At 67.4% G+C, this 25245-nt stretch carries 22 protein-coding genes; 13 read left to right on the top strand and 9 right to left on the bottom strand.

All coding sequences use genetic code 11. The features are described 5' to 3' along the window. Positions 1-54: 54 nt before the first annotated feature. From clpS to radA, 3 genes are read right to left on the bottom strand one after another with little or no spacing between them, the layout of a single operon-like run. On the bottom strand, positions 55-372 hold the full coding sequence (gene clpS, locus G7Y54_RS02540; protein WP_165076855.1) for an ATP-dependent Clp protease adapter ClpS: 318 nt from the start codon (positions 370-372) through the stop codon (positions 55-57). A 30-nt stretch (positions 373-402) separates the two neighbouring features. Continuing rightward, entirely contained in the window at positions 403-1044 is a 642-nt protein-coding gene (locus G7Y54_RS02535) for a class IV adenylate cyclase (protein ID WP_165076853.1), read from the bottom strand. Between the two features lie 12 nt (positions 1045-1056). Further along, positions 1057-2436, bottom strand: coding sequence for a DNA repair protein RadA (gene radA / locus G7Y54_RS02530; RefSeq protein WP_165076851.1), 1380 nt, complete (start codon positions 2434-2436; stop codon positions 1057-1059). Between the two features lie 227 nt (positions 2437-2663). Between radA and glpA the strand changes: the two genes are divergently transcribed. Genes glpA through G7Y54_RS02515 form a run of 3 tightly spaced genes read left to right on the top strand, consistent with a single transcriptional unit; the run spans position 2664 to position 6824 of the window. Then, entirely contained in the window at positions 2664-4319 is a 1656-nt protein-coding gene (gene glpA, locus G7Y54_RS02525; RefSeq protein WP_165076849.1) for an anaerobic glycerol-3-phosphate dehydrogenase subunit GlpA, read from the top strand. Continuing rightward, positions 4303-5619: an anaerobic glycerol-3-phosphate dehydrogenase subunit GlpB gene (glpB, locus tag G7Y54_RS02520; RefSeq protein WP_165076846.1), complete on the top strand. Its 1317-nt coding sequence runs from the start codon at positions 4303-4305 to the stop codon at positions 5617-5619. The genes glpA and glpB overlap by 17 nt, the downstream gene beginning before the upstream one ends. Continuing rightward, complete coding sequence (locus G7Y54_RS02515) at positions 5616-6824, top strand: anaerobic glycerol-3-phosphate dehydrogenase subunit C (RefSeq protein WP_165076843.1); 1209 nt, start codon at positions 5616-5618, stop codon at positions 6822-6824. The genes glpB and G7Y54_RS02515 overlap by 4 nt, the downstream gene beginning before the upstream one ends. Positions 6825-6939: 115 nt before the next feature. On the opposite strand, the gene G7Y54_RS02510 is transcribed toward G7Y54_RS02515, so the two are convergent. The 3 genes from G7Y54_RS02510 to G7Y54_RS02500 form a co-directional block, all read right to left on the bottom strand. Next, positions 6940-7941, bottom strand: coding sequence for a DUF1848 domain-containing protein (locus tag G7Y54_RS02510; protein ID WP_165076840.1), 1002 nt, complete (start codon positions 7939-7941; stop codon positions 6940-6942). Positions 7942-7985: 44 nt separating this feature from the next. Beyond that, positions 7986-9446, bottom strand: coding sequence for a sigma 54-interacting transcriptional regulator (locus tag G7Y54_RS02505; protein WP_165076837.1), 1461 nt, complete (start codon positions 9444-9446; stop codon positions 7986-7988). An 85-nt stretch (positions 9447-9531) separates the two neighbouring features. Then, positions 9532-11235 carry a hypothetical protein gene (locus G7Y54_RS02500; RefSeq protein ID WP_165076825.1) on the bottom strand — a complete coding sequence of 568 codons (1704 nt, stop codon included), beginning with the start codon at positions 11233-11235 and terminating at the stop codon, positions 9532-9534. 208 nt (positions 11236-11443) lie between these two features. Between G7Y54_RS02500 and G7Y54_RS02495 the strand changes: the two genes are divergently transcribed. The 4 genes from G7Y54_RS02495 to G7Y54_RS02480 all read left to right on the top strand — a co-directional run bounded on the left by G7Y54_RS02495 (position 11444) and on the right by G7Y54_RS02480 (position 14819). After that, positions 11444-12103 (top strand): HDIG domain-containing metalloprotein, encoded by a 660-nt coding sequence (locus tag G7Y54_RS02495; RefSeq protein ID WP_165076822.1) that lies wholly within the window; start codon positions 11444-11446, stop codon positions 12101-12103. After that, positions 12066-12977: a D-alanine--D-alanine ligase gene (locus tag G7Y54_RS02490; RefSeq protein WP_165076818.1), complete on the top strand. Its 912-nt coding sequence runs from the start codon at positions 12066-12068 to the stop codon at positions 12975-12977. The genes G7Y54_RS02495 and G7Y54_RS02490 overlap by 38 nt, the downstream gene beginning before the upstream one ends. Positions 12978-13059: 82 nt before the next feature. Next, complete coding sequence (locus tag G7Y54_RS02485; RefSeq protein ID WP_165076816.1) at positions 13060-13869, top strand: AraC family transcriptional regulator; 810 nt, start codon at positions 13060-13062, stop codon at positions 13867-13869. Next, positions 13866-14819: a DMT family transporter gene (locus tag G7Y54_RS02480; RefSeq protein WP_165076814.1), complete on the top strand. Its 954-nt coding sequence runs from the start codon at positions 13866-13868 to the stop codon at positions 14817-14819. Before G7Y54_RS02485 ends, G7Y54_RS02480 begins: the two co-directional genes overlap by 4 nt. Here the strand turns inward: G7Y54_RS02480 and G7Y54_RS02475 are convergent. The 3 genes from G7Y54_RS02475 to rfbF are packed head-to-tail and all read right to left on the bottom strand — an operon-like array spanning position 14777 to position 17227. Next, positions 14777-15280, bottom strand: a complete 504-nt coding sequence (locus G7Y54_RS02475; RefSeq protein ID WP_165076812.1) for a dTDP-4-dehydrorhamnose 3,5-epimerase family protein — start codon at positions 15278-15280, stop codon at positions 14777-14779. The genes G7Y54_RS02480 and G7Y54_RS02475 overlap by 43 nt on opposite strands. A 7-nt stretch (positions 15281-15287) precedes the next feature. Then, the gene (rfbG, locus tag G7Y54_RS02470; RefSeq protein ID WP_165076809.1) at positions 15288-16415 is read right to left on the bottom strand and encodes a CDP-glucose 4,6-dehydratase; all 1128 of its coding nucleotides are present in this window, start codon (positions 16413-16415) and stop codon (positions 15288-15290) included. Between the two features lie 47 nt (positions 16416-16462). Then, positions 16463-17227, bottom strand: a complete 765-nt coding sequence (rfbF, locus tag G7Y54_RS02465) for a glucose-1-phosphate cytidylyltransferase (protein WP_165076807.1) — start codon at positions 17225-17227, stop codon at positions 16463-16465. 161 nt (positions 17228-17388) lie between these two features. On the opposite strand from rfbF, the gene G7Y54_RS02460 reads away from it, so the two are divergent. From G7Y54_RS02460 to G7Y54_RS02435, 6 genes are all read left to right on the top strand, one after another. After that, the gene (locus G7Y54_RS02460; protein ID WP_241159333.1) at positions 17389-18516 is read left to right on the top strand and encodes an alanine racemase; all 1128 of its coding nucleotides are present in this window, start codon (positions 17389-17391) and stop codon (positions 18514-18516) included. A 45-nt stretch (positions 18517-18561) separates the two neighbouring features. Then, positions 18562-19665, top strand: coding sequence for a DUF362 domain-containing protein (locus G7Y54_RS02455; protein ID WP_165076803.1), 1104 nt, complete (start codon positions 18562-18564; stop codon positions 19663-19665). A 104-nt stretch (positions 19666-19769) separates the two neighbouring features. Further along, complete coding sequence (locus tag G7Y54_RS02450; protein WP_165076800.1) at positions 19770-21542, top strand: formate--tetrahydrofolate ligase; 1773 nt, start codon at positions 19770-19772, stop codon at positions 21540-21542. 45 nt (positions 21543-21587) lie between these two features. Beyond that, positions 21588-22496, top strand: a complete 909-nt coding sequence (folD, locus tag G7Y54_RS02445) for a bifunctional methylenetetrahydrofolate dehydrogenase/methenyltetrahydrofolate cyclohydrolase FolD (RefSeq protein ID WP_165076798.1) — start codon at positions 21588-21590, stop codon at positions 22494-22496. Positions 22497-22553: 57 nt separating this feature from the next. Continuing rightward, on the top strand, positions 22554-23393 hold the full coding sequence (locus G7Y54_RS02440; protein ID WP_165076795.1) for a DMT family transporter: 840 nt from the start codon (positions 22554-22556) through the stop codon (positions 23391-23393). A gap of 300 nt (positions 23394-23693) precedes the next feature. Further along, the gene (locus G7Y54_RS02435; RefSeq protein ID WP_165076793.1) at positions 23694-25220 is read left to right on the top strand and encodes an APC family permease; all 1527 of its coding nucleotides are present in this window, start codon (positions 23694-23696) and stop codon (positions 25218-25220) included. Positions 25221-25245: the final 25 nt, after the last annotated feature.

Below are 25245 nucleotides of genomic sequence, written 5' to 3'. Positions count from 1 at the left end.
GACACTCCACGGGGGCGGCTGGCCCCCACTACCCGCCGCGCCTGCGGCGGTCCGTCACAACTTTTCGAGGCTGCACCTGAGCGGAAAGCCAGCCTGGCGCGCAGCCTTGTGCACCTGGCTCACCTTGGTTTCCGCCACTTCGCGCGTATAGACACCGCATTGGCCGACGCCATGCTGGTGCACATCGAGCATGATGGCTGTGGCGTCCTCCAGCGTCCTGCGAAAGATGCTGCGCAGGATGCCCACCACGAAGTCCATGCTCGTGTAATCGTCGTTATGCAGGAGCACGCGGTAACGCGCGGGCTCCCGCACTTCTTTTTCCAGCCGTGTGGGGCGCTCGGTATCCACCCCTGCTGATGCGTAGGACGGCATGCGCGATTTCTCCCGGAGAGCCGCAAGATTTCAGGAACAGGCGACCGCCCCGTCGGGGAGGCCCAGTTGCCGCCGCAAACGGCGCCGTTCTTCGGGCCCGAACACAAAGGAGCGTTCCGGCGGCAAGCCCTGCGCGCTCCGCCATTCCTGATGGAGCGCATGATAACTTTTGGTGCTGATTTCGTGTTTGTCAAGGCCGAGGCGGCGCGCAACGGCCTCAAGAGCCTCCGGCGAACCCTCCACTTCAACGACACGGCAAAAGGGGAGCTCGTCCAGCTCGACGAGGACGGCGCCCCCATCTTTCGCGGCCAGGCGCCAGACGGAACGCACTTTTTCATACCGGGCGCTTTCCGTGAAGCCGAGGCCCGCAAGCACCCCCTGCATGACCGCGGCGCTCTCCACCTCAAGCTCGCGCTCCTCGCGAGCCTTGAAGCCTTTGGCGGGGTTGGCGATCGGGAGCTTGAGGGTGAGCACATGGCGCGTCCGCTCCGGCCATTCCTGGCTGCGCACGCGCAAAAGGCGCCGCGAGGTCCAGAGGCTCAGGTCCGGCGTGTCCATGACCACGTTGGCCTCGAAATGCGCGCCCAGGTCTTCCGCGCCCGCTTCGGCAAGGGCGCGCCGAAGCTCGTCAAAATCCACGCCAAGATATTTGCGTTCGATCTCAAGAGCCATCATGCCCGCCTTTCAGGAACGGTTGAAGAGCCGACGCTGCAACTCGGCAATGGTGCGCACGCAGCCGGGCGCCTTGTCCTCCCGGCCGTCGTCACCGGAAGGCGGGCGCACGATGGGCGAAAAGCCCAGCCTCTTGGCCTGGGCGACGCGGATGGCCTGCGCGGCCACCGGGCGGACCTGGCCATTCAGATCCACCTCGCCCCAAAAGATGCTGCGCTCGGGCAGCGGCACATCATAATAGGAGGACAGCACGGCCGCCACGAGGGCGACGTCGAGCCCCGGTTCCTGCAGGCGCATGCCCCCGCCCACCTTGGCGTAAATATCCACCTGGCCGAAATTGAGCTTGAGCCGCTTTTCCAGCACGGCGAGCAAAAGGTGGAGGCGGTTGGCGTCAAAGCCGAGCGCCGCGCGGCGCGGGATGCTGAGGAAGGTGCGCGCGACGAGCGCCTGAACCTCCACGGCCAGCGGGCGCTGCCCATCCACGGCCATGACCACTGCCGTGCCGGAAAGCGCAGGGTCGCGCGCGCCGAGGAAAAAGGTGGAAGGATCGTCCACGAGCTCCATGCCGCCGCCGCCCATGCGGAAGACCAAAAGCTCCTCGTTGGGGCCAAAGCGGTTCTTGAACACGCGCAGGAGGCGGAACATCTGGCGCCGGTCGCCCTCGAGGGAGATGACCGTATCCACCATGTGCTCGAGCAGGCGAGGGCCCGCGAGCACGCCGTCCTTGGTCACGTGCCCCACGAGGATGAGCGCCACGCCGAGGCGGCGGCAGGCCTCCTGCAGGGTCGTCGCCACGGCGCGTACCTGGCCCACGTTGCCGGGCAGGCCTTCGGCCTCGAGGCTCGTGAGGGTCTGGACGGAATCCACCACCGCGAGGGCCGGGCGCTCCGCTTCCGGGGCGCTTTCCAGCGCGTCCACCACGTCCTCCACCCGCGAAGTCGCCATGGCGAGGAGCCGCGGGCCGAGCAGGCCCAGGCGCTCCCCCCGGGCCTTGATCTGCGGGAGGGATTCCTCGCCGCTCGCGTAGAGCACCGGGCGCCCCTGCGCCGCCACGGCCCCGGCCACCTGAAGCAAAAGGGTCGACTTGCCGATGCCGGGCTCGCCGCCCACGAGGATGGACGCCCCCGGCACGAGCCCCCTGCCGAGCACCCTGTCCAGCGCGTCGAGCCCGCTCGGGAAGGGCCGGTGATCGCCGTCGGCCACGTCGCGCAGGACGCGCGGGCGCGTCGTCGAGCCGGCGCCCCCGCGGGGGGCCGCTCCGCCCTTGGGGGCTGCGGGCCGCGCTTCGGCCACAAGGGTGTTCCAGGCCTGGCAGCCGGGGCACTGTCCCCGCCAGTGCGGGCTCTGGGCGCCGCATTCCGTACAGCGGTAAATCTCTCGGGTTTTTGCCATGCCAAAATTTAGGAAAAAGCGTTGCCCGAGGCAAGCGCCGCCCAAGGCAGGCCCCCGCCGGCGGCAACGCGCGACCCGCCCGCCCGAACGCGAAAACCCCTTGACGAATGCCGGCAAAACTCGCAAAAATTTTCTCAAAGACAATGGCTGACCATATGCGGCTGCCGCCCGCCTGCGGGGGCGAGCGGCAGGCGCGGCGCATTTTGTGAAACCTCACAGGAGGCTCCATGCTGGAGACCACGGTTGTCGTCATTGGCGGCGGCGCTACCGGCATGGGCACGCTGCGCGACCTGAGCATGCGCGGCGTCCCAGCCATTCTGCTGGAACAGGGCGGCATCGCCCACGGCACGAGCTCCCGCTTTCACGGCCTGCTCCACAGCGGGTGCCGCTACGTCGTCAATGACCCTGAATCGGCCCACGAGTGTATCGAGGAAAACATGATCCTCCGCCGCATCGGCAAGGGATGCGTGGAGGTCACCGAGGGCTTTTTCGTCCTCACCCCTAAGGATGACTCCAACTTTGTGGAGCCCTGGCTCAAGGGCTGCGATGCCGCGGGCATCAAGGTCAAGGAGATCACGCCCGCCGAGGCCCTCAAGCTCGAGCCCAACCTCGCCCCCGACATCCAGCGGGTCTTCCGCGTGCCGGATTCCTGCGTGGACGGCTTCCGGCTGGTGCTCCACAACCGCATGTCGGCCGAGCGCTACGGCGGCCGCGCCTACCTCTATCACAAGGTCGAGGAGATCAAGCAGCGCAATGGCGCAATCTGTGGCGTGACGGCCCGTAACCTCATGACCGGGGAGCTCATGGAGATCGCCTGCCGCGTGGTGGTCAACGCCGCGGGCTCGTGGTCGGGCGAAGTGGCGGCCATGGCCGGGCTTGAAGCGGCCATCACGCCGGACCGCGGCACCCTCGTCGTCTTCAACCACCGCTTCACCTCGCGCGTCATCAACCGGCTGCACCCGAGCTCCGACGGCGACATCTTCGTGCCGCACGGCTCCGTGACCATCCTCGGCACCACCTCCATGCCCACGGACCGCCCCGACGACACCACACCCACCTATCCCGAGGTGACGCGCCTGCTCGAGATCGGCGAGCCGCTCTTCCCCAAGGTGCATGAATACCGCATCCTGCGCGCCTTCGCGGGCACGCGGCCCCTCTATACGCCCGGCGGCGCCTCCGGCCGCAAGGCGAGCCGCAATTTCAACGTGGTGGACCACGCGGCCGACGGCCTGGATGGCATGGTCTCCATCTTCGGCGGCAAGCTCACCACCTACCGCCTCATGGCCGAGCGCGTCACGGACGATGTCTGCCGGCGCCTCAAGGTGACGACCCCCTGCCGCACGGCCGAGGAACCGCTCATCGAGACGCCGGACCCGGCCGTGCTCGCGCGGGCGGCCAAGCTCTTCCCGGTGCGCGCCCTGAACCTCATGGCCGACCGCCTGGGCGACGACCTCACGAAAACCTTGCAGATCGCCGAAGTGGCGGCCGTGGCGGCAAAGAACACCAAGAACACGCATATCACCGATTTCGGCGGTGGCAATCCGTTGCTCTGCGAGTGCGAGATGGTGTGCCTCGCCGAGGTGGAATGCGTGGCCCGCGACCCCTCCACCCATTCGCTCACCGACATCCGCCTGCGCACCCGGCTCGGCATGGGCACCTGCCAGGGCACCTTCTGTTCCCTGCGCTCGGTGGCCTCGCTCGTGGAGCACGGCATCCCGCTGGAATTCGCCCCGGCGGACAGCATGTGCCGCTTCCTCCAGGAGCGCTGGAAGGGTCTCCGGCCCGTGCTCTGGGGCCAGCAGGCCCGCGAAATGGAGTTCAGCCGGGCCGTTTATGCCGGAATCCTCAATCTTGACGGAGCCATGCATGAGCAGAACAACTGACGTTATCGTGGTGGGCTCCGGGCTCGGGGGCCTCATGGCCGCGCTGGCCGCGGCCCGCCAGGGGCGTGAAGTGCGCATCATCAGCGAAGGGACGGGCTGCCTCGCCATCGGCACCGGCTGCGTGGACCTGCTCGGCTACGCGCCCGACGGGGCCAGCGTGGAAGACCCGTGGGCGGCCATGGCTGAGCTTGCGCCCGCGCATCCGTATTCCCTGCTCGGGGCGGAGAAAGTCCGCGAAGGGCTTGACGCGCTCACGGAGACGACGGCCAGGCACGGCCTCGTGCTCCGGCCGGCGAGCCGCGACGGCAAGCCCCGCAATACGCGCGTTCCCACCATCATGGGCACCTTGAAGCCCACCTACCTCATGCCGGACACCTTTGAGCCGGATGACCTTGGGAAGGCGAAACGCGTGCTGGTGGCGAGCGTGATGGGCTTCCGCGACTGCCGCCCGGCCCTCGTCATCGACCAGTTGCGCCGCTATCCCGACTGGGCGAACAAGGAGTATTTCCCCTGCCTCATCCCCACGCCGTTCGACGACGCGCACCGGGCGCTCAACGCCCTTGACCTCGCCCGTGCCGCCGAACGGCCCGGCGGCAGCGAATGGCTCATCGGCTCGCTGAAAGAGCGGGCCGAGGGCTGTGACCTCGTGCTCATGCCGCCCATTTGCGGCCGCCATGCGGGAAGCCCCCTTGCGCGCGAGCTGCGCGAGGCTCTTGGCTGCCCGGTGGTCGAGATGCTCTCCATCCCGCCGGGTGTGGGCGGCCTGCGCATCCGTGACGCGCTCATGCGCGAGCTCGCCGCCCTTGGCGTGGAACTGGTGGAAAACGCCAATGTCATCGGCGCGGGTGTTGCCGAGGGCAAGTGTCTTTCCCTCGATATTTCCAGCACCGGCCGCAACTATGCCACCAAGGCGCGGGCCTATGTGCTCGCCACGGGCGGCATCCTCGGCGGCGGCGTCCTGCTCGAGCCGGGGCGCGCCATCGAGCGCGTCTTCGGGCTCGACCTTGCGCTGCCCGCGGACGTGGCCGAGTGGACAGAGCCCGAGATCTTCGGCAGCCAGGCCGTTTCCAAGGTCGGCGTGCGCGTGGATGACAAGCTGCGCCCGCTGGATGCCAACGGCGCGCTCGCGCTGGAAAATGTCTTCTTTGCCGGCCGCAGCCTGGGCGCCCATGACCCCGCCGTTGAGAAAAGCGGCTACGGCGTGGCCCTGGCCACCGGCTGGCAGGCCGGCCTCGCCGCCGCGGAACTAGCGGCCGCCGCCCATAACACCGGGGAAGCCGCCACTGGAGGGGAGCAATGAGCGTTCGCGTCAGTCCTGACAAGTGCATCGCATGCACCACCTGCGTGGTGCATTGCCCGGTGGCCCGGGTGACGCCCAAATTCCTCGGGCCGCGCATGATAGGCCCCGCCTATGAGCGCTTCCGCCTGCTGGGCCTCGCGGAAGACGAATCCCTCACCTATTGCGCCAACTGCAAGAATTGCGACATCACCTGCCCGCAGGGCGTGCCGGTCTCGAGCATCAACATGCTGGCCCGCGCGGAGCACTGCAAGAAACACGGCACCAGCATGCGCGACTGGGTGCTCGCCCACGGCGAGCTGCAGGCGAAGCTGCTCCAGCTTATCCCGGCGGCGCTCAAGAACTTCGGCATGCTCAACCCGGTGACGCGCAAGGTGCTCGACATGTTCGGCATCGACAAGCGCGCCCCGCTGCCCGCGTTCGCCCCCAAGACCTTCCGCCAGATGGCCCGCAAGGTGGAGCAGCCCTCCCTGCCGCGCAAGGTGGTCTTCTTCCCCGGCTGTTTTGTGGATGTCTATGACCCGCAGACCGGCCTTGACATGATCTGGGCCTTCAACCGCGCGGGCTATGAGGTCATCACGCCGGAGAAGTTCGGCTGCTGCGGCCTGCCCATGATCGCCAACGGCTTCTGGCAGGACAGCCGCCGCCAGGCCAAGCGCAACCTTGCCGAAATAGCCCGCTGGCGCGACCAGGGCATCCCGGTGGTCACGGGCTGCCCGAGCTGCGCCCTCACCTTCCGCCAGGACCTGCCGGAATTCTTCCCCGACCTCGTGGAGAAGCACGGCGCGGGCGTGCTGGAAGACGCGCAGGACTTCCTCCTCGATTGCGTGGATCGCGGCGAGCTCGAGCTGGAGGACAAGGCCCCCGGAGACCTCTCCCTCATCTACCATGCCCCGTGCCACCTGCGCGCGCAGGGTAACGGGCTCCCGGGCCTCAAGCTGCTCCAGCGGCTCAAGGGCGTGAGCGCCCGCAATGCGGATGCCGGCTGCTGCGGCATTTCCGGCAGCTACGGCTTCAAGAAGGAAAAGTACGACATCGCCCAGGAGGTTGGCTCCGAGCTCTTCCATGTGGTGCGTGAAAGCGGCGCGGACTTCGCCACCAGCGAATGCGGCACCTGCCGCGTGCAGATCCAGCACGGCAGCGGCAAGAAGGCCCTGCATCCTGTGAGCATCCTGCGCGCGCGCCTCGAAGGGCGCCGCCCGGCATAATCGCTGAAAACTCCAGATACACTCCGGCCCGGGGCTGGCGCGCTTTTCGGCGCACCAATCCCGGGCCGCTGTTTTTCCCGTGCATGCTACGCGGCGGATGCGCCGCCGGCTTCCCCTACCGGCTTTCGCCCTGCGTCGCGCGCATCGACCGCTCCACCCCGGCTTTCGACCCATTGGCGTAACAATAGACGCAAAAATGCGGGCAGGTATTGTAGCGTCCGATATCCTTGCTGGGCGCGCAGCCGCAGGCCGCCCTCTGGCCCCTGTCCTTCAGCGGGCGCTGGGACGCGCTCGGGGGGAGCGCCACAAGGCTTGCCTGCTCCTTGCGCGCCGTGGCGCCGCAGATGCGCGCAAGTTCCGCGTTTTCGGGGCAAAGCCGCAGCAGGAGCGCGGGGTCGATACACCTGTTGTGCTCGATTCCGAGATGATGCAGGTCCACCGTTTCAGCACACGTGGCGAGGTGGAGCGGCGTTTGCAGGCTGGCATTCATCCGCGCGATGCCCTCGGCAAGCTCGATCATCTCCCCCGCATCGGGCGCCCGAAAGCCCGGGGCATGTGTCACAAGACGCAGCGCTGTCTTCCTGTACATGTCAAGAAAACTGAAGACGAGCTTTTCCGTGTACGGCGCGAGCTGTTCGGCTACGCGGTGCAACCGTTCAAGAATGGCCGTGATGCCCAGGCCATTGCCAAGGATGACGGGGTCATGCCGCCAGATCACGCGGTGTCGCCCGTACCGCGCGGCGAGTTCCTGAAACGTTGCGATGCGCCGGTCGAGTGACGGCACATTCGGTTCCAGCCCCTCCCGCTCATAGTCATTCAAGGTATACTGAAAATAAAATGCGTAGCCGCGGTCTTCAATTTCGGCAAGATACGGCAGAAGAGGAGACGGATCCTTGCTCCAGAAAACGATGGCCGCGCATTTTTCAAAAGAAATATAGTGCCGCTGGCGCGCATTGAAGGGGTTTTGCCACAGGCAGGAGCCGGCCCGCAGCCGCTCCATGAACCATTGGGCGTGGAAGGCGGGGATGTCGGTGGCGCGGCTCGCCGAGATGACAAGGGGCGCAATGGCTGCCTTGGGCCCCTCCGGCGTCGTGATGCTGGCTTCAGGCCACTTCATGCGTTGGCCGGAAGCTTGGCACTTGAGCCCATGCCCGCTCCGCTTCAGCGGCTTGCGGGCCCAAAGGCACCGCCCCGCTCGGGCGCGATGCCATGGCGCGCCAGCTTGGTATAGAGCGTGCCCCGCGCGATGCCGAGGGTGCGCGCAGTGGCCGAGACATTGCCGCCATGCGCGGCGAGCGCCTGGCGGATGGCCACGGCCTCGGCGTCGGCCATGATGCCGTGGAGCTCGCTGTCCGCGCCGCTGCTGGCGCCCCTCTCCTGATGCGGGCTCACGGCAGGGTTTTGGCCGGCCATGCGCGGGGGCGCCGCTGCCATGCCCGGCAGGGTCTCGGGCGGGAAGTCCTCCACCTCGATGGCCTCCCCCTGGCGCATGGTGGCCGCATGCACCACGGCATTGTGCAGCTGGCGCACATTGCCCGGCCAGGAGAAGGCCAGCATGGCCTCTTCGGCGCGCGGCGAGAAGCGCACCTGCTCGAGCCCCATGCGCGCCAGAGTGTGCCGGGCGATGAGCGGGATGTCTTCCGCGCGGTCGCACAGCGGCGGTATCTCGAGCACGAAGGTATTGATGCGGTAGTAGAGATCCTCCCGGAAAGAGCCCGCGTGGAGCATGGCCGCCATGTGGCGGTTGGTCGCCGCCACCAGCCGGAAGTCCACGGTATGCGCGGTGACGGAGCCCACGCGGCAGACGCTGCGGCTCTCCAGCACGCGCAGGAGCTTGGCCTGTATCTCGGGCGGCATCTCGCCGATCTCGTCCAGGAAGAGCGTGCCCTTGTCCGCCAGCTCGATCTGGCCGATCTTGCCGTCCTGCCGCGCCCCGGAAAAGGCCCCCCGCGCATAGCCGAAAAGCTCGGATTCAAAGAGATCCTTGGGGATGGCCGCGCAATTGATGCACACGAAGGGCCCTTCGGCCCGAGGGCTCTCCGCGTGGAGCGCATGGGCGAAAAGCTCCTTGCCGGCCCCGGTGGCGCCGAGGATGAGCACCGGCTCGTCAAGGCGGGCATAGCTTTGCGCCTGCCGCTTGAGGCGACGCATGACGGCGCTTTCGCCGAGGATGCTCGCAAGGCTGTGCTGCGGCGCGAGGCTTGCCTGGATGCGCCGCTTGTAGTGGCTGATCTTGCGGTCGAGCCGCTCGATTTTGGCGGAAAGCCGCTGGAGCTCCTGCGGGTCGTTGAACAGCGCCTGCGAGACCATGCCCGCCACCTGTCCCGCGCTGTCCCGCACGGGGATGCGGTTGACCACCACGGGCTGGGCGCTGCCCGGCCCGAGCTGGCAAAGCTCGCCCATTTCGGGCCTGTCCTCGCGCATGACCACCTGCGCCCGCGAATGGGGGATGACCTCGGTGATGTCTCGCCCCAGCAGCGCGTCCGGCGCCTCTCCAAGAAGGGCCGCATAGGCCTTGTTGACAAAGCGGATGACGCCCTCGCGGTCGCAAAAGAGCACGCCCATGGGCAGGCTGTCGAGGATAAGGCGGGTGCTTTCGCTGCTGGTGGCAAAGGGCGGCATGGAAACCTCGGGCGGATACGGAGGGCGCGCTCGCGATGACCGCAGTTTACCGTCGGGCGCCCCTGGTGGCAAGGTTTCGCTCTCATCAACGGGGCGCAGTGTCCGCGTAGGCGCCCCTGTCCTCCTTCTCTGGGGCTTCCGGCGGCTGGAAGACGACAAAATGCGGCGTTTCCTCCACCACGCGCCAGTGGCGGCGCACGCGCTGCGGCACGCCATAGCCCGCGCGGTCATAGGCGTCCGCGCGCTCGGCCTCCAGCTGGTCGCGCTCCATGAAGACCGTGAGTTTTTTCTTCAGCAATTCCTCATAAAGGCGGTCGACCTCGCCATTGATCTCCCAGTCGATGAGCCAGTCTGAGCTGTAGGCCGGCCTGTCGCCGTTGAGATAGTAGGCGAAGGAAAAGCCGGGGAGGGTCTTGTAGCCAGGGCCGTATTTTTCGCGCAGCTCCTTGAGCTCGGCGAGGCGCGCCAGCATGTCCGCGTCCACCATGACGCCCGAGGCGCGCGGATAGACGCTCCCCGCGTCATGCGCCAGGGCCGCGCGGGGCATGGGCCGCTCGGGGAAGACATATGGATATTGGTAGCCCATGCCGAACATGACAAGGCCCGCGGCCAGCGCCCCCCAGGCGAGTGACCGCACGCGGCCGCCGAGGCGCGCATGCACGGCAAAGAGGGAGAACAGCAATGGCACCGCGAAAAAGGCCGGGATCTTGTACCCGCCGCTGATGGCCACCGACCACGCTGCCACGAGCGGCGCGCCAAGGCCCACGGCCGCGCGCAGCCGTGGCAGGCGCCCATCGGCGCAGTACAGCCAACGCACGAGAAAGACCTGCGGGAAGAGCACGCACAGGCCCCCGAGCAGCACAAAGAGCGTGGGCCAGGAGGTGCCGTAGCCGATCCACCCCTGCTTCAGGAGCACGTCTCGCACATACCAGGCCGTGAGCAGCGCGAGATATACATAGGAGGGCAAGAGCCACGCCGGCAGCCTTTTGCGGGCCAGGCGGGCGAGCAGCCACGGCGCCACTGCCAGCAGCGGCAGGAGCCAGTTCTGGCGCAGGTAGATGAGAATGCCGGCGTCCAGCGCCTCGCGGACATCGAGCTGGCCCGTGGTCATGCGCGAAAAAGCCTCCCACGCGCCCACAGACCTCAGGAAGAACCAGACGGCGCATAACGCCCCCAGCCAGCCAAGCAGGCAGCGCACGGCCTCGCGCCACGAGGCGCTCTCCACCCATACGAGCAGCGCCACCGCCGGGGGCACGAGCAGGAAGGACTGCTTGCAGAGCATGGCGCAGCCCGCGAGCAGGCCCGCCAGAAGCGGCCACGACGAGACCGCGGCCAGCAAGGCCCCCCCGGCGAAAAGCACGCCGTCCGCCGTGTGCCACGGCATATGCGGAAAGGAATGCACGCCCCAGACAAAGCCGCAGGTGGCGAGCAGCGGAAGCGGAAGGCCCATGGCCTCAAGGCGGAAAATGCGCCCGAGGCAGCCAGCGGCGCACCAGGACGCCGCCAGCATGGTGGCCAGAAAGCCGGCCTTGCCGGCCAGGACGCCCCAGTTCTCGGGCGTGAGCCAGAGCCAGAAGGCATGCCAGTAGAGCGGGAGCGCCGGCTTGATGTAGGAAAAGTCGCGGTACGGCACCTGGCCTTCGAGGATGCGCCAGGCATAGCCGTAAAAATAGCCGAAATCCGTGGTGTCCATGCCGTAGGGCGTATAAAGCACGAGATACGCGAGCGGCACCAGCGCGGCCGCCGCCCATGCGAGGAACTTGGTAGAAGGGTGCGGTGACGCGGGCATGGTGCCTCCGGGACATCAGGCAAACTGCCGGGGAAGCCGGAAGCATACGCGCAAGCGGGCCATACGCCAAGCCCCGCCTGGTAACGCGGTGGGGGAGCTCGCTGGCCCGGCGTCAATGCCTGCGCCACAAGACAGGATCTCCGCATCCGCACACAGGCAACCCGCTCCCGGCTTGCCACTGCGGCACATCAAGGATAGAGTCGCGCGCATGCAGCCATCCGACCAGTCTTGCGAAGCTGACGTTCATCCCTATTCGCGCCTGCCCGAACTCCCCGATCTCGCCGAGTGCGCCGAGGCGCGCCTCCCGGCGCCACCTGACGACGCGGCCTGTTACGCGCTCTGGCGCAAGTATGGCATGCTCCCCAATGTGGAGCGGCATTCGCGCATGGTGGCGCAGGTCGCTACGGCACTCGCAACGCGCGCGGCCGAGCTTGGGCTGCCCGTGCGCGTCGATACCGTGCGCGCCTCGGCCCTTTTGCACGACCTTGCCAAGACCTATTGCCTGCTCCATGGCGGCAGCCACGCGCAGCTCGGCGCATCGTGGGTGCTCGCCGAAACACGGCACTATGCCATCGCCCGGGGGGTGCTTCTCCACGTGCACTGGCCCTGGGCTGTTCCTGACGGCCCGGGCATCTGCGCGCTCCCCTTCTTCGTCATCTATGCCGACAAGCGCGTGCGCCACGACGCCTGCGTGACCCTTGAGGAACGGTTCGAGGACCTGCTCGCCCGCTACGGGCGCGACGAGCGAGCACGGGCCGGCATCCGCGCGGCCCACGAGCAGGCTCTCGCCATTGAACGCGCCCTTGCGGCGCAACTGGGACGGGATCTCCATGAAGATACTTTTGATTGCCGGCGGCTGGTCCAGTGAGCGCGAGGTCTCGCTGAACAGTTCCCGCATCGTCGAGGGCGTGCTGCGCGAGGCCGGTCACGATATCACCTTTTTTGACCTCCTCACCGGCTTTGACCGCCTTATGGAAGAGGCCCGCAGGCACGATTTCGCCTTCATCGGCCTCCACGGCGCCCCCGGCGAGGACGGCCTGGTGCAGGCGCTCCTCGATGCCGCCTCCTGCCCCTATCAGGGCTCGGGGCCGGCGGGTTCGTTCCTCGCGCTGAACAAGGCCGCGGCCAAGCAGGTCTTCCGCCAGGCGGGCCTCCCCACCGCGGACTGGGAATTTTTGCCCCAGCCGCCGCCCGCGGGCTGGGAGCCGCGCCTCCCCTATCCGCTCTTTGTGAAGAGCAATACCGGCGGCTCCTCGCTCCGGCTCGGCCGGGCCGAAAACCGGGTCGAGCTCGATGCCGCGCTTTCCGCCATCTTCGCCGCCGGGGACGAGGCCCTGCTGGAGACGGAACTCCCGGGCCGCGAGCTCACCTGCGCGGTGCTTGGCGAGGAAGCGCTGCCGCCGCTGCTCATCGAGCCTTTGGCCGGCAACTTCTTCGACTACAAAAGCAAGTATGCCAAGGGCGGCGCGCGCGAGCTCTGCCCGGCCCCCATCAGCGCAAAAGCCACGGCCCGCGCGCGGGAGCTGGCGCTCTCCGCGCACCGGGCCCTCGGGCTTTCCGGCTATAGCCGCACGGACTTCATCCTCGACGACGCCGACGGCCTTACCTTGCTGGAGGTCAACACCCTCCCGGGCATGACCGCCACGAGCCTCGTGCCGCAGGAGGCGTCCGCCGCGGGCATTTCCTTCGCGCACCTGCTGGAACGGCTCATGGAGCTTGGCCGCAGCCGCCGGCGCTCCTGAAGCGGGCGTCCCCCGGGGCCGCAATATGGTACAAGACAGGCCGCGGCAAGGCAGGCAAGGTGGCCGCAACAGGGAGTGGACCATGCCTGCGGAAACGACTGTTCTGGCCCATGACGTGGATATGGGGGCGGATGCGTTCAGCTTCAGCCTCACGGGGCGCGCCTTTGCGCCGCATTTTCACCCGGCCTGGGTGCTCGGCTGCGTGCTTTCCGGGCGGCGCACGCTCATGGTGCAGGGGCGACCCTATCACGCCGGCCCCGGCGATGTGGTCATCTTCAGGCCCGGCGAGGTGCACGCCTGCGCCCCGGCCGGGAGCGCGCCCTTTGTCTGGCGGGGTTTCCATTTCCGCCCGGGAAGCGCCGGGGCGGAACAGGTGCGCCTCCTCACCGAAGCGCGGGACGCAGGGCCCGTCTTCCCCGCCGGTGACTTGCTTGACGAATTGCTGGCGGCGCACGCGCTCATGGGCGGCCGCGCCTCACCCTCCCAAAAAGAGGCGCGGCTCAGCCAGGCGCTCCACCGCCTCGGTGCCGGCTTAACGCCCCGGAAGAGGCATAGTCCTCCCCAGCCGCCCCGGCCGGCAGAACCGGGGCTGGAGGCGCTGCGCGTCCATCTCGAAAGCCACGCCCCGGAACGTTTCAGCCTCGAAGACATGGCCGGCATGGCGCGGATGGGCAAGTTTCGCCTGCTGCGCGCCTTTGCGCGCCTGACGGGCGCCACGCCCTACCGCTATCTGGAGAGCGCGCGCGTCAACCGCGCGCAGGAGCTGCTTGAGCGCGGGCTCGCCCCGGCCGAGGCGGCGCTCGCCGCGGGCTTCAGCGACCAGTCCCACCTTGCCCGCGCCTTCCGGGCGCGCCTCGGCGTCACGCCCGGCGCCTGCCGGAGGCGCCCGTGAGCACGGCCCTTGCCCGCGCGCCCGGACAGCTCCCCGGCCATCTCGTGGCCCTGGGCACGGTCATCATCTGGGGCGTGACCTTCATCTCCACCAAGATGCTCCTCGAGGACTTCACGCCCGTGGAGATTCTGCTCTTGCGCTTCTTGATCGGCTGGTTGGCGCTCTGGGCGGTGTGCCCGCATGCGCTGGCGGTCAAGAGCCGCAAGGACGAGCTGCTTTTCGCCGTGGCGGGGCTTTCGGGCGTGAGCCTGTACTTCCTTATGGAAAATGTGGCCCTGACCCTGACCTTCGCCTCCAACGTGGGCGTCATCGTGGCCGTGGCCCCGTTTTTCACCGCCCTGCTCGCCTGGCGCTATCTCGGCGGCGCGCGCCCGGGAGCTTTCTTCATGGCCGGCTTTGCCGCGGCCATCACCGGCATCGCCTGCATCAGCCTTGGCACAAGCGAACTTTCCCTCAAGCCGGCCGGGGACGGCCTCGCCCTCCTGGCGGCGCTTGCCTGGGCCGTCTATTCCATCGTGGTGCGCCTGTTGGCGGCGCGGGGCTATGGCAGCCTTACCGCGACGCGGCGCATCTTTTTTTACGGGCTTGTCTGCATGCTGCCTATCCTGCCGTTTTCGGGCATTTCCTTCCGGGCGGAGGCCCTGCTGCGCCCGCTCAACTGGGCGAACCTGCTGTTTCTCGGGCTCGGCGCCTCGGCGCTCTGCTTCGTCACATGGACCTTCTGCGTGCGCCGGCTCGGCGCGGTGAAGGCCTCGCTCTACATCTATCTGGTGCCCGTAGTGACGGTGCTCGCGTCCATCATGGTGCTCCACGAGCGCCTGACATGGCTCTCGGGCGTGGGCATGGCGCTGACCATCGCCGGCCTGCTGATCTCGGAAAGGGGAACGGGAAAATCCGGGGAGCGGCTTCAGGAACGCGCGGAAGCGACCCCGGGCGAAGGCCACGCATAGGGGATGGCCGGGTCGTCCGGCGCAAGGCGTTCGCCCTCCGCCGGGTCGTGGGGCATGTCCGCGCAGTTGCAGATGAGCGCGGGGGCGCTTCCCTCGGCGGTGAAGCCGTACCACACGAGGGGCGGGATGCGCAGAAGCCCGTACTCGCCGGGGCGCCCGAGGCGGCGCTCCACAAGGGCGCCCCGCGTGGGCGAGGCCGCCCTGTCGTCATAGAGGACGATGCGCAGAAGGCCCATGGGCACGGCGAACAGCTGGGTCTGGCGGGTGTGCCGCTTCCATGCCTTGACCGCGCCGGGGAACACCTCGGAAAAATAGATCTCCCCGAAGCCGCCGGCAAAATCGGGCATAAGCGGCGAACCGGGGCGCAGCATATGCAGCACCGGCCCCCCGGGCGTGGGAATGACCTTGAGCGGCTGGTACAGCGCGCCCTCGATGCCCGTGGTGATGACATCGCCTTCCATGGCGGCCTCAGTGCGCCCAGGCGAGGCCGCGATGCGCCGCCTTGCCGCCATAGGCCGTGATCTGCCCTTGCGTGTAGTCCCACATGGCGCCCTTGCCCGCGCCGCCCTCATAATAGCGGGCGTACCACTCCGCCGTGTAACGGATGGTCTCTTCAAAATCGAGGGTCGCTTTCCATGCAAGCTCGGCCAGCGCCTTGTCGCAGCAGAGCTTGAGCAGGGTGGACTCCTTCTTGCCCGCGTGGCCGGCGGCGTCCATCTCGCTCTTGAAGCCGGGCCAGTGCACGGCGAGCGCTTCCACCACCTCGGCGACGGTATTGTTCACGTCGGCGGCGGGCCCGAAATTGTAGGCCTGCCCGCGCGGGTCGAAGGGCGCCTCGGCCCCGGCGCGGAGGCCGGCATTGTTGTCGAGCAGGCGCGCCCCGAGCCAGAGATAGCCGGAGAGCGGTTCGAGCACATGCTGCCACGGCCGCGTGGCCCAGGGGCTGCGGATGGCGACAGGCCTGTGCTCAGCCCAGGCGCGGGCGCAGTCGGGCACGATGCGGTCGGCCGCCCAGTCGCCGCCGCCGATGACATTGCCGGCGCGCACGGTGGCGCAGCCCGGGCCCGCCGCAAAAAAGCTCTGGAAATACGAGTGGGCGATGATCTCCGCGCAGCCCTTGGAGGCCGAATAGGGGTCGGCGCCGCCCAGGTGGTCGGTCTCACGGTAACCCCAGACCCACTCCTCGTTGCGGTAGCACTTGTCCGAGGTGATGACCACCACGGCCTTCACCGAGGGGCAGGCGCGCACGGCCTCGAGCACGTTCATGGTGCCGAGCGCATTGGCCTCGATGGTGCCGGCCGGGTCTTCATAGGAGCGGCGCACCAGCGCCTGCGCCGCAAGGTGGAAGACCACCTCGGGCGCAAAGCCCTGCATGGCGCGGGTGACTGCCGCCCGGTCGCGGATGTCGCCGCGCAGGTCTTCCATGCGCCGGGCGAGGTCCAGCGCCTCGAAATGCGAGGGCGTTGTCGGCACGCCGAGAGAAAAGCCGGCCGCGCGCGCGCCGAGCGCCAGCAGCCATGCCGAGAGCCAGGAACCCTTGAAGCCCGTGTGCCCGGTGACGAAGACCCGGCGCCCGCCGTAGAGGTCAGCGAACATGCTCTTTCCTTGTGGAGATTGCTGCAGATTGCTTCGTGCGCCCGGCCTCAGGCCCAGAAGGCCCGGCCGCTGTCCCAGAGCTTATTAAGGTGGATGGCATCGCGCAGGGTGTCCATGCACTGCCATTCGCCGGGGTGCGGATACATGGAAAGCTGCCCCTCGGCCGCCAGTTGCTGGAGAGGCTCTTTCTCAAGGTCGCAGCCCTCGTCTTCGCTCAGGTAGTCAAGGAAGGCGCGCTCGAAAACGAAGAAGCCGCAATTGATATATTCGTTGAGCACCGGCTTTTCTTCCCAAGAGATGATCTTGCCGTCCTCGCCGGTGCGCACGGTGCCGAAGCGCGAGGGCATGCGCACGCCGGTGAAGGTGCCGATGGTGCCCGCTTTCTTGTGGAATTCCAGCAGGCGGTCGATGTCGATGTCCGCCACGCCGTCGCCATAGGTGACCATGAATCGGTCGCCCTCAATATAGCGGGCCACGCGCTTGAGGCGGCCGCCCTTGAGGGTCTCCTGCCCGGTGTCGCAGAGGGTGACGCGCCAGTCCTCAATAAAGGTGGGGTGCACGGTGATGTTGCCTGTCTTGAGGTCCACCGTGAAGTCCGCGTTGCGGCTGCGGTAGTCGTGGAAATACTGCTTGATGACCTCGCCCTTGTAGCCCAGGGGCAGCACAAAATCCCTGAAGCCGAAGCGCGCATAGATGGACATGATGTGCCAGAGCACGGGGCGCCCACCGATCTCCACCATGGGCTTGGGCTTGATGGCCGTCTCCTCGCGCAGGCGCGTGCCCTTGCCGCCGCACATGATGATGGTCTGCATGCCGCCTCCCGGCTTGGCCCCCGTGAGGGCAGTTCACACGCCGGCGAGTGTAGCAGAAGGCCGGCCGGAATAAAAGCCCCGCCCGGAGCAAGGCCCTGGCGTGGGGCGCGGGGCGGTTTACAGCGCGGCGCTTTTGCTGTAGGCGGTGCATGGAGGCGAGCTTGCATATCCGGAATCTTTCCACCCCCGCTCTCCTGCTGGACGAAGCCCGCATGGAGCGCAATATCCGGCGCCTCGCTGAACGCCTCGACGCGCTGGGCGTGGGCTTTCGCCTGCACGGCAAGACCCTCAAGTGCGCGGAGGCCGCGCGCCGGGGCATGGCCACTCCCGAAGGCCCGCTCGCCGTCTCCACCCTCGCCGAGGCGGAATGGTTTGCGGAGCGGGGCGTTGCCGATATATGCTATGCCGTGGGCATCGCCCCGGGCAAGTTCGGGCGCGCCCTGGCGCTGCGCCAACGCGGGACGGCGCTCACCCTGCTGCTCGACAGCGTGGAGGCGGCGCGGGCGCTGGCGGCTTTCGGGGAGGCCCGGGGCCATGCCTTCGACGTACTGCTGGAGGTGGATTGCGACGGCCACCGCGCGGGATTCGCGCCACAGGACGCCGCCCTTGTGGAAGCGGCGGCCATTTTGACGGCCCATGGCCAGCGCGTGGCCGGCGTGCTCACCCACGCCGGTTCGGCCTATGACCTTGCGGCGCCCTCGGCCCGGGCTTTCGCGGCGCTGGCGGAGCAGGAACGCGCCGCGGCCGTGGCTGCTGCCGAGGCCCTGCGCGCTGCAGGGCACGCCTGCCCGGTGGTAAGCGTTGGCTCCACGCCCACGGCACTCTTTGGAGAAGATTTTTCAGGCGTCACGGAAGTGCGCGCCGGCGTCCACATGGTGCAGGATCTCGTCATGGCCGGCCTTGGCGTCTGCGCCGTGGAGGACATCGCCCTCTCGGTGCTCTGCACGGTCATCGGGCGGCGCGGGCGCGACGGGGCCCTCGTGACGGACGCGGGCTGGACGGCCCTTTCCCGCGATACGGGCCTTCCCGGCCGCTTCGCCCAGTTCGGCTACGGGCTCGTCATGGACGGGGACGGCGTCCTCCTGCCCGGCCTTATGGTGACGGAGACCAACCAGGAGCACGGCATCGTCAGCGCGGCGCCGGGCACGCCCGTCCCCGCGCTCCCCGTGGGGACGCTGTTGCGCATCCTGCCCGTCCACGCCTGCGCCACAGCTTCGGGTTTTGATGCCGTCCACCTCTGCCGCGGGGCGGAGGCGGAAGCAAGGTGGCCGCGCTGCCGGGGCTGGTAGCGGCGGCCGCAGATGGTTTGACTCAAACAGCTTCAGGAGGAAGTCATGGCATCCACGGTTTACTTTACCGGCATGCACAGCCGCTCGCTGGACAACAACAAGTGCGCCAAGGTGGCGCGGCTCTGCGACGCGCTCCAGCTGAAAAAAGTCCTCAAGCGCAATGACCTCGCCGCGGTCAAGATCCACTTCGGCGAATACGGCAACGACACCCACATCAAGCCCATGTTCGCGCGCGTCGCCGTGGACAAGATGAAGGCCGCGGGCGTAAAGCCCTTCCTCACCGACACCACCACCCTCTATTCCGGCACGCGGCACAATGCCGTGGACCATCTCCACACCGCCTACCTGCACGGCTTCACGCCCGAGACCGTGGGCGCGCCGGTCATCATCGCCGACGGCCTCTACGGCGAGGAGGACGTGCCCGTGCGCATCAACTGCAAGCACTTCAAGGAAGTGCGCATCGCCGCCGCCATCCGCCGCGCGCCCTCCATGGTGGTGCTTTCGCACTTCAAGGGGCACGAGATGGCCGGCTTCGGCGGGGCCATCAAGAACCTCGCCATGGGCGGCGCCTCGGTGGCCGGCAAGCGCGACCAGCACGGCGTGCATGTGCAGATCGACGAGTCCCTCTGCGTGGGCTGCGGCCGCTGCGTCAAGGTGTGCCCGCAAAAGGCGCTCTCGCTCGTCAACGGCAAGAGCCATGTGGACGTGAGCCGCTGCATCGGCTGTTTCGAGTGCATCACCGTCTGTCCGGTGCGCCCGAACAAGGCCATCAGCATCGACTGGAGCGCCGAGATGGTGCCCTTTGTGGAGCGCCTCACCGAATACGCGTACGGCGTGGTCAAAGGCAAGCAGAAGCACATCTGCTATATCAATTTCGTCCTCAATGTCACGCCGGACTGTGACTGCGTGGGCTGGAGCGACATGCCCCTCGTGCCGGACCTCGGCATCCTCGCCTCCATGGACCCGGTGGCGCTGGACCAGGCCTGCTACGACCTCGTGAACAAGGCCCCGGCCTTTGACCCCAAGATCGCCGACGCCAAGACGGACAAGTTCACCGCCCGCTGGCCGCACACGAGGGGCGAGGTGCAGCTGAGCTACGGCGAGGCCATCGGCCTCGGCAGCCGCGAATACAAACTGGAAAAGATCTAGCCCCCGGGGCCTGCCCTGCGTCGTGCACACGACGCGCGGCGGGCCCCTGATAATTTTTCCGCCAGAGCCGGGCGGGGGCGCCCCACAACCCCGAGGAGCAGACCATGCTTGACCCGAAAGGCCACGCCGACTGGGAAATCGCCCAGGAAGCCGAAAAGACCATGAAGACCATCTCCCAGATCGGGCGCGACCTGGGCCTCGAGGAAAGCGAGCTTCTGCCCTACGGGCACTACATGGGCAAGGTGGACTTCCGCAAGGTGCTCGACCGCTTGGACGACCGGCCCAACGGCAAATACATCGATGTCACGGCCATCACGCCCACGCCCCTCGGCGAGGGCAAGTCCACCACCACCATCGGCCTCGTGCAGGGGCTGGGCCGGCGAGGCAAGCGCGCCTCCGCGGCCATCCGCCAGCCTTCCGGCGGCCCCACCATGGGCGTCAAGGGCTCGGCGGCGGGTGGGGGCCTTTCGCAGTGCATCCCGCTGACACAATATTCCCTCGGCTTCACGGGCGACATCAACGCCGTCATGAACGCCCACAATCTCGCCATGGTGGCGCTCACCTCGCGCATGCAGCACGAGCGCAACTACGATGACGAGAAGCTGCTCTCGCTCTCGAAGATGCCACGGCTCAACATCGACCCCACCAATGTGAACATGGGCTGGGTCATGGATTTCTGTTGCCAGGAGCTGCGCAACATCATCACCGGCATCGACGGGGTGAACGGCAAGTCGGACGGCTTCATGATGCGCTCGCGCTTCGACATCGCGGTCTCGAGCGAGGTCATGGCCATCCTCGCCATCTCGCGCGACCTCGCGGACATGCGGCGGCGCATGGGCAAGATCATCGTGGCCTATGACCGCGCGGGCAAGCCCGTCACCACCGCCGACCTTGAGGTGGACGGCGCCATGACCGCCTGGATGGTGGAGGCCATCAACCCCAACCTCATCCAGACCATCGAGGGCCAGCCCGTCTTCGTGCATGCCGGGCCTTTCGCCAATATCGCCATTGGCCAGAGCTCGGTCATCGCCGACCGCGTGGGCCTCAAGCTCAGCGACTACCACGTCACGGAGTCCGGCTTCGGCGCGGACATCGGCTATGAGAAGTTCTGGAACCTCAAGTGCCATTACAGCGGCCTTTCGCCGGACGCGGCCGTCATCGTGGCCACGGTGCGCGCGCTCAAGAGCCACGGCGGGGCGCCCGTGCCCGTGCCGGGCCGGCCGCTGCCCCGCGAATATTCCGAAGAAAACGTGGGCTATGTGGAAGCTGGCAGCTGCAACCTTTTGCACCACATCGAGAGCGTCAAGAAGTCCGGCGTGTCGCCGGTGGTCTGCATCAACGCCTTCGTCACCGACACCCCGGCCGAGATCGCCAGGGTGCGCGAGCTCTGCGAGGCCGCCGGCGCGCGCGTGGCACTTTCGCGCCACTGGGAACTTGGCGGCGAGGGCGCGCTGGAGCTGGCCGACGCCGTCATGGACGCCTGCAACGAAAAGACCGACTTCAAGCCACTCTACAGCTGGGACATGCCCTTCAGGGAACGCATCGAGCTCGTGGCGCGCGAGATCTACGGCGCGGACGGCGTGGACTTTTCCGGCGAGGCCGAGGCCAAGCTCCAAAAGATCCAGGAGCGCGAGGACGCCGACGAGTTCGGCCTGTGCATGGTGAAGACGCACCTTTCGCTCTCGGACGACCCCACCCTCAAGGGCGCGCCCAAGGGCTGGCGCCTCAAGATCCGCGACGTGCTCATCTATGGCGGCGCGGGCTTCGTGGTGCCCGTTTCGGGCAAGATCACCCTCATGCCCGGCACAGGCTCCAACCCGGCCTTCCGGCGCGTGGACGTGGACACCGAGACCGGCCGCGTCAAGGGCATTTTCTAGGGGCCGCTTGAGCGGCCCGCACCAGCGTCGACCCACAGGAGACACATGCCAGCCCAGATCCTCGACGGCGTGGCCATGAGCCGCGACATCCTCGCCAGCCTCGGCGCCGAAGCAGCGGAACTCAGGCAAAAACACGGCAAGGCGCCGGGCCTCGTCACCATCCTCGTGGGCGAGGACCCGGCCTCGGTGAGCTACGTCACGCGCAAGGCGCGCACGGCGCATGCGCTCGGCTTTCACGAAGTGCAGGAGAATTGCCCGGAGAGCATCAGCGAAGCCGAGCTTCTGGCGCTCATCGAGCGCTACAACGCGGACCCGGACATCCACGGCATCCTCGTGCAACTGCCGTTGCCCGCGCACATCGACGAGACCCGCGTGCTCCACGCCCTCGACCCGAAGAAGGATGTGGACGGCTTCCACCCGGTGAACCTCGGCAACCTGCTCATCGGCGGCGAGGCCGTGACCTTCCGCCCGTGCACGCCGGCCGGCATCCAGGAAATGCTCGTGCGCTCCGGGGTGGAGACGGCGGGCGCCGAAGTGGTCATCGTGGGCCGCTCCAACATCGTGGGCAAGCCGCTCTCCGTGATGCTCGGCCAGAAAGGCCCTGGCGCCAACGCCACGGTGACGCTCACGCATACCGCCACGCGTGAGCTCGCCGCCCATTGCCGCCGCGCGGACGTGCTCATCGTGGCCGCGGGCGTGCCCGGCCTCGTCAAGGCGGACTGGATCAAGCCCGGCGCCACGGTCATCGACGTGGGCGTGAACCGCGTGGGCTTCAATGAAACAACGGGCAAGGCCATCCTCGCCGGCGACGTGGACTTCGCCGCCGCCCGCGAGGTGGCGGGCATGATCACGCCCGTGCCCGGCGGCGTGGGCCCCATGACCATCGCCATGCTCATGCAGAACACCGTGCGCTCGGCCAGGCGCCACCTGGGCGCGGCGACGGGGAAGGCATAGCGGCGCCGCCCCGTAAGCCTGTACGGCGCAGGGGCGTATCACCGCGCGGAGGGGAACATGTCCGGCACAGTCATCCTTCTGGTGCTTGGCGCGGCCTTTCTCCACGCCACCTGGAACATCATCGTCAAGGGCGGCGAGAACAAGCTCTACGAGACGGCCATGAACGCCCTTGGCGGGGGCCTCGGGGCTCTCGTCATCCTGCCCTTTTTCCCCTTTCCCGACCGGGCGGCATGGGGATTCCTGGCGCTCTCCTGCTGCTGCCACCTCACCTATTATCTCTGCGTCGCCGCCGCCTACCGCGTGGCCGACCTCACCCTCGGCTACACCATCATGCGCGGCACCGCGCCCATGCTCACGGCGCTGGCGCTCTGTCTTATCGGGGTGCCGCTCGGGCTTGCCGGCTGGGGGGGCGTCATCCTGCTCTGCTCCGGCATCCTCACGCTGGCGCTGGAGCAGAAGCTGGCCCACAAGGGGAGCCTCAAGGGGGTGCTCTATTCCCTGCGCACGTCCTTCGTGATCATGGGCTACACGCTGGCCGACGGCTACGGCGCGCGGCTTGCCGGCGACAGCGTGAGCTACACCTGCTGGATCTTCTTCCTCAATATCTTTCCGCTCCATATCTACATCCTCGCGCGCTACGGGCGCGACTACCTGCGCTACCTGAAGCGACGGGCGGTGCCCGGCATTTCCGGCGGCCTGTGCGGGCTCGGCTCTTACGGCATCGCCATCTGGGCCATGACACTCGCTCCCATCGCCCTTGTGGCCGCCCTGCGCGAGACCTCGGTCATCTTCGGCATGATCATGGCCGTCATCTTTTTGGGCGAGCGGCTCACCCTGCTCCGGCTGACGGCCATCCTGCTCGTCATGGCCGGCGCCATGATCATCCGCCTCGGCTGAGGCCGGCGGGGAGACAGCAGGCCCTTACGAAAAAACACACGATGCCGGCGCTCCCTTGTTCCCAAAAACGCATGAGTCATTTTTGCGCAATAAGTCAAAAACGCCTCGAATTTTTTGGGCGTTTTCGCCCTGTACAAGTCTAATCTGACTTGGAAGCGGGCGCTTTCTGTGGCCTTTCTTGAGGCCACGGCACCGACAGGCCCAAAAATCAAGGCCCGGCGCGCCATGTGCCTTATGGCACAAGGATTGCTTTTGCGGGATGGCGCCGCTTGGGCGCACACGCCGGATCCAGGAGGGAGCATGGGGGAAACGCCGCAGCATGCAATCAAGGGCCACGAACGCGAAGAGCTGGAAAAAACCCTCAACCCCATCGAAGTGCTCGCTCTCGCGCTCGGCGCCATCGTGGGCTGGGGCTGCTTCATCCTGCCCGCCATCCGCTTCCTGCCGGATGCGGGCCCCATGGGCACCATCATTGCCTTCTTTGTGGGCGCGCTGTTCCAGTGCATCGTTGCCCTGAGCTACAGCTTCCTCGTGAAACCCTACCCCGTGGCGGGCGGCGCCTTCGCCTACGCCTACGCGGGCTTCGGCACGCGGGGGGCCTTCGTGTGCGGCTGGGCGCTGGTGCTCAGCTATATATGCGTCATCGCGGCCAATGCTATGGCGCTCATCCTGCTCACGCGCTATCTCTTGCCCGGCGTCTTTGACGTGGGCTATCTCTATTCCATCGCCGGCTGGGACATCAACGGGGGCGAGCTGGCCTTCGTCTCCACCATTCTCCTGCTCTTCGGCTGGATGAACTACCGCGGCATGAACGCGGCGAGCACCATCCAGGTCATTCTCGCCCTGGCGCTCACGGCCGGCGTGCTCGTGCTCGCCACCGGCACCTTCCTCACCGACTCGGCGAGCATGGAGAACTTCCAGCCGCTCTTTGCTGAAGACCGCTCGCCGCTCGCCTGCGTCCTCGTGGTGCTGGCGCTCACGCCGTGGCTCTATGTGGGCTTTGACACCATCCCGCAGACCGCGGAGGAATTCAAGTTCTCGCCGGCCAAGGCACGCGACCTGATGCTGCTGTCCATCATTTGCGGCGCCATCCTTTACGCTCTGGTGACGCTGTGCGTGGCCGGCTACATCCCCTACAAGGATCTGCTCAGCCAGAACCACGCCTGGGCCACCGGCTGGGTGGCGGACCAGGTTTTCGGCCGCTTTGGCGGCGTGGCGCTCACCGTGCCGGTGCTCGCCGGCATCCTCACGGGCATGAACGGCTTTTTCATGGCCACCACGCGCCTGCTCTTCAGCATGGGGCGCAGCAAGTTTTTGCCGGAGTTTTTCGCCTCCGTGCATCCGCGCTACAACACGCCGTGGAAGAGCGTGCTCTTCACGTTGGCGCTCTGCCTCGTGGTGCCGTGGTTCGGGCGCGCGGCCTTGGGCTGGATCGTGGACATGTCGGCCATCGGCACGGCCATGGCCTATCTCTTCACCAGCATGACCGCCTACAAATACCTGACCCGGCATCCGCGCATCCCCGAAGCCGCCTGGGGCAAGCCCATCTGCCTCATCGGCTCGGCCACGTCCATCGTCTGCTTCTTCCTGCTCATTTTCCCGAGCTCCCCGGCCGCCATCAGCGTGCCCTCGTGGATCATGCTCTTTATCTGGGTGGGGCTCGGCGGCATCTTCTTCGCCAACCGGCGCGGCGAGCTCTTGCACATCCCGCATTCGCGCCTGCGCTATCTTCTTTTCGGCAGGAGCAACTGCCCTGTTCTCTTCGATCCCGAGGAAGACGAGGAAGAAGCCCCCAAGGAAAAGACGGCCAACGCCGCCGACCGCTGAACGCGCCGCGAACGCGGCGCCCGCA

The sequence above is a fragment of the Desulfovibrio sp. ZJ746 genome, assembly GCF_011039155.1.
Classification (GTDB): Bacteria; Desulfobacterota; Desulfovibrionia; order Desulfovibrionales; family Desulfovibrionaceae; genus Desulfovibrio.
This window is presented reverse-complemented; position numbering and strand designations above follow the sequence as displayed.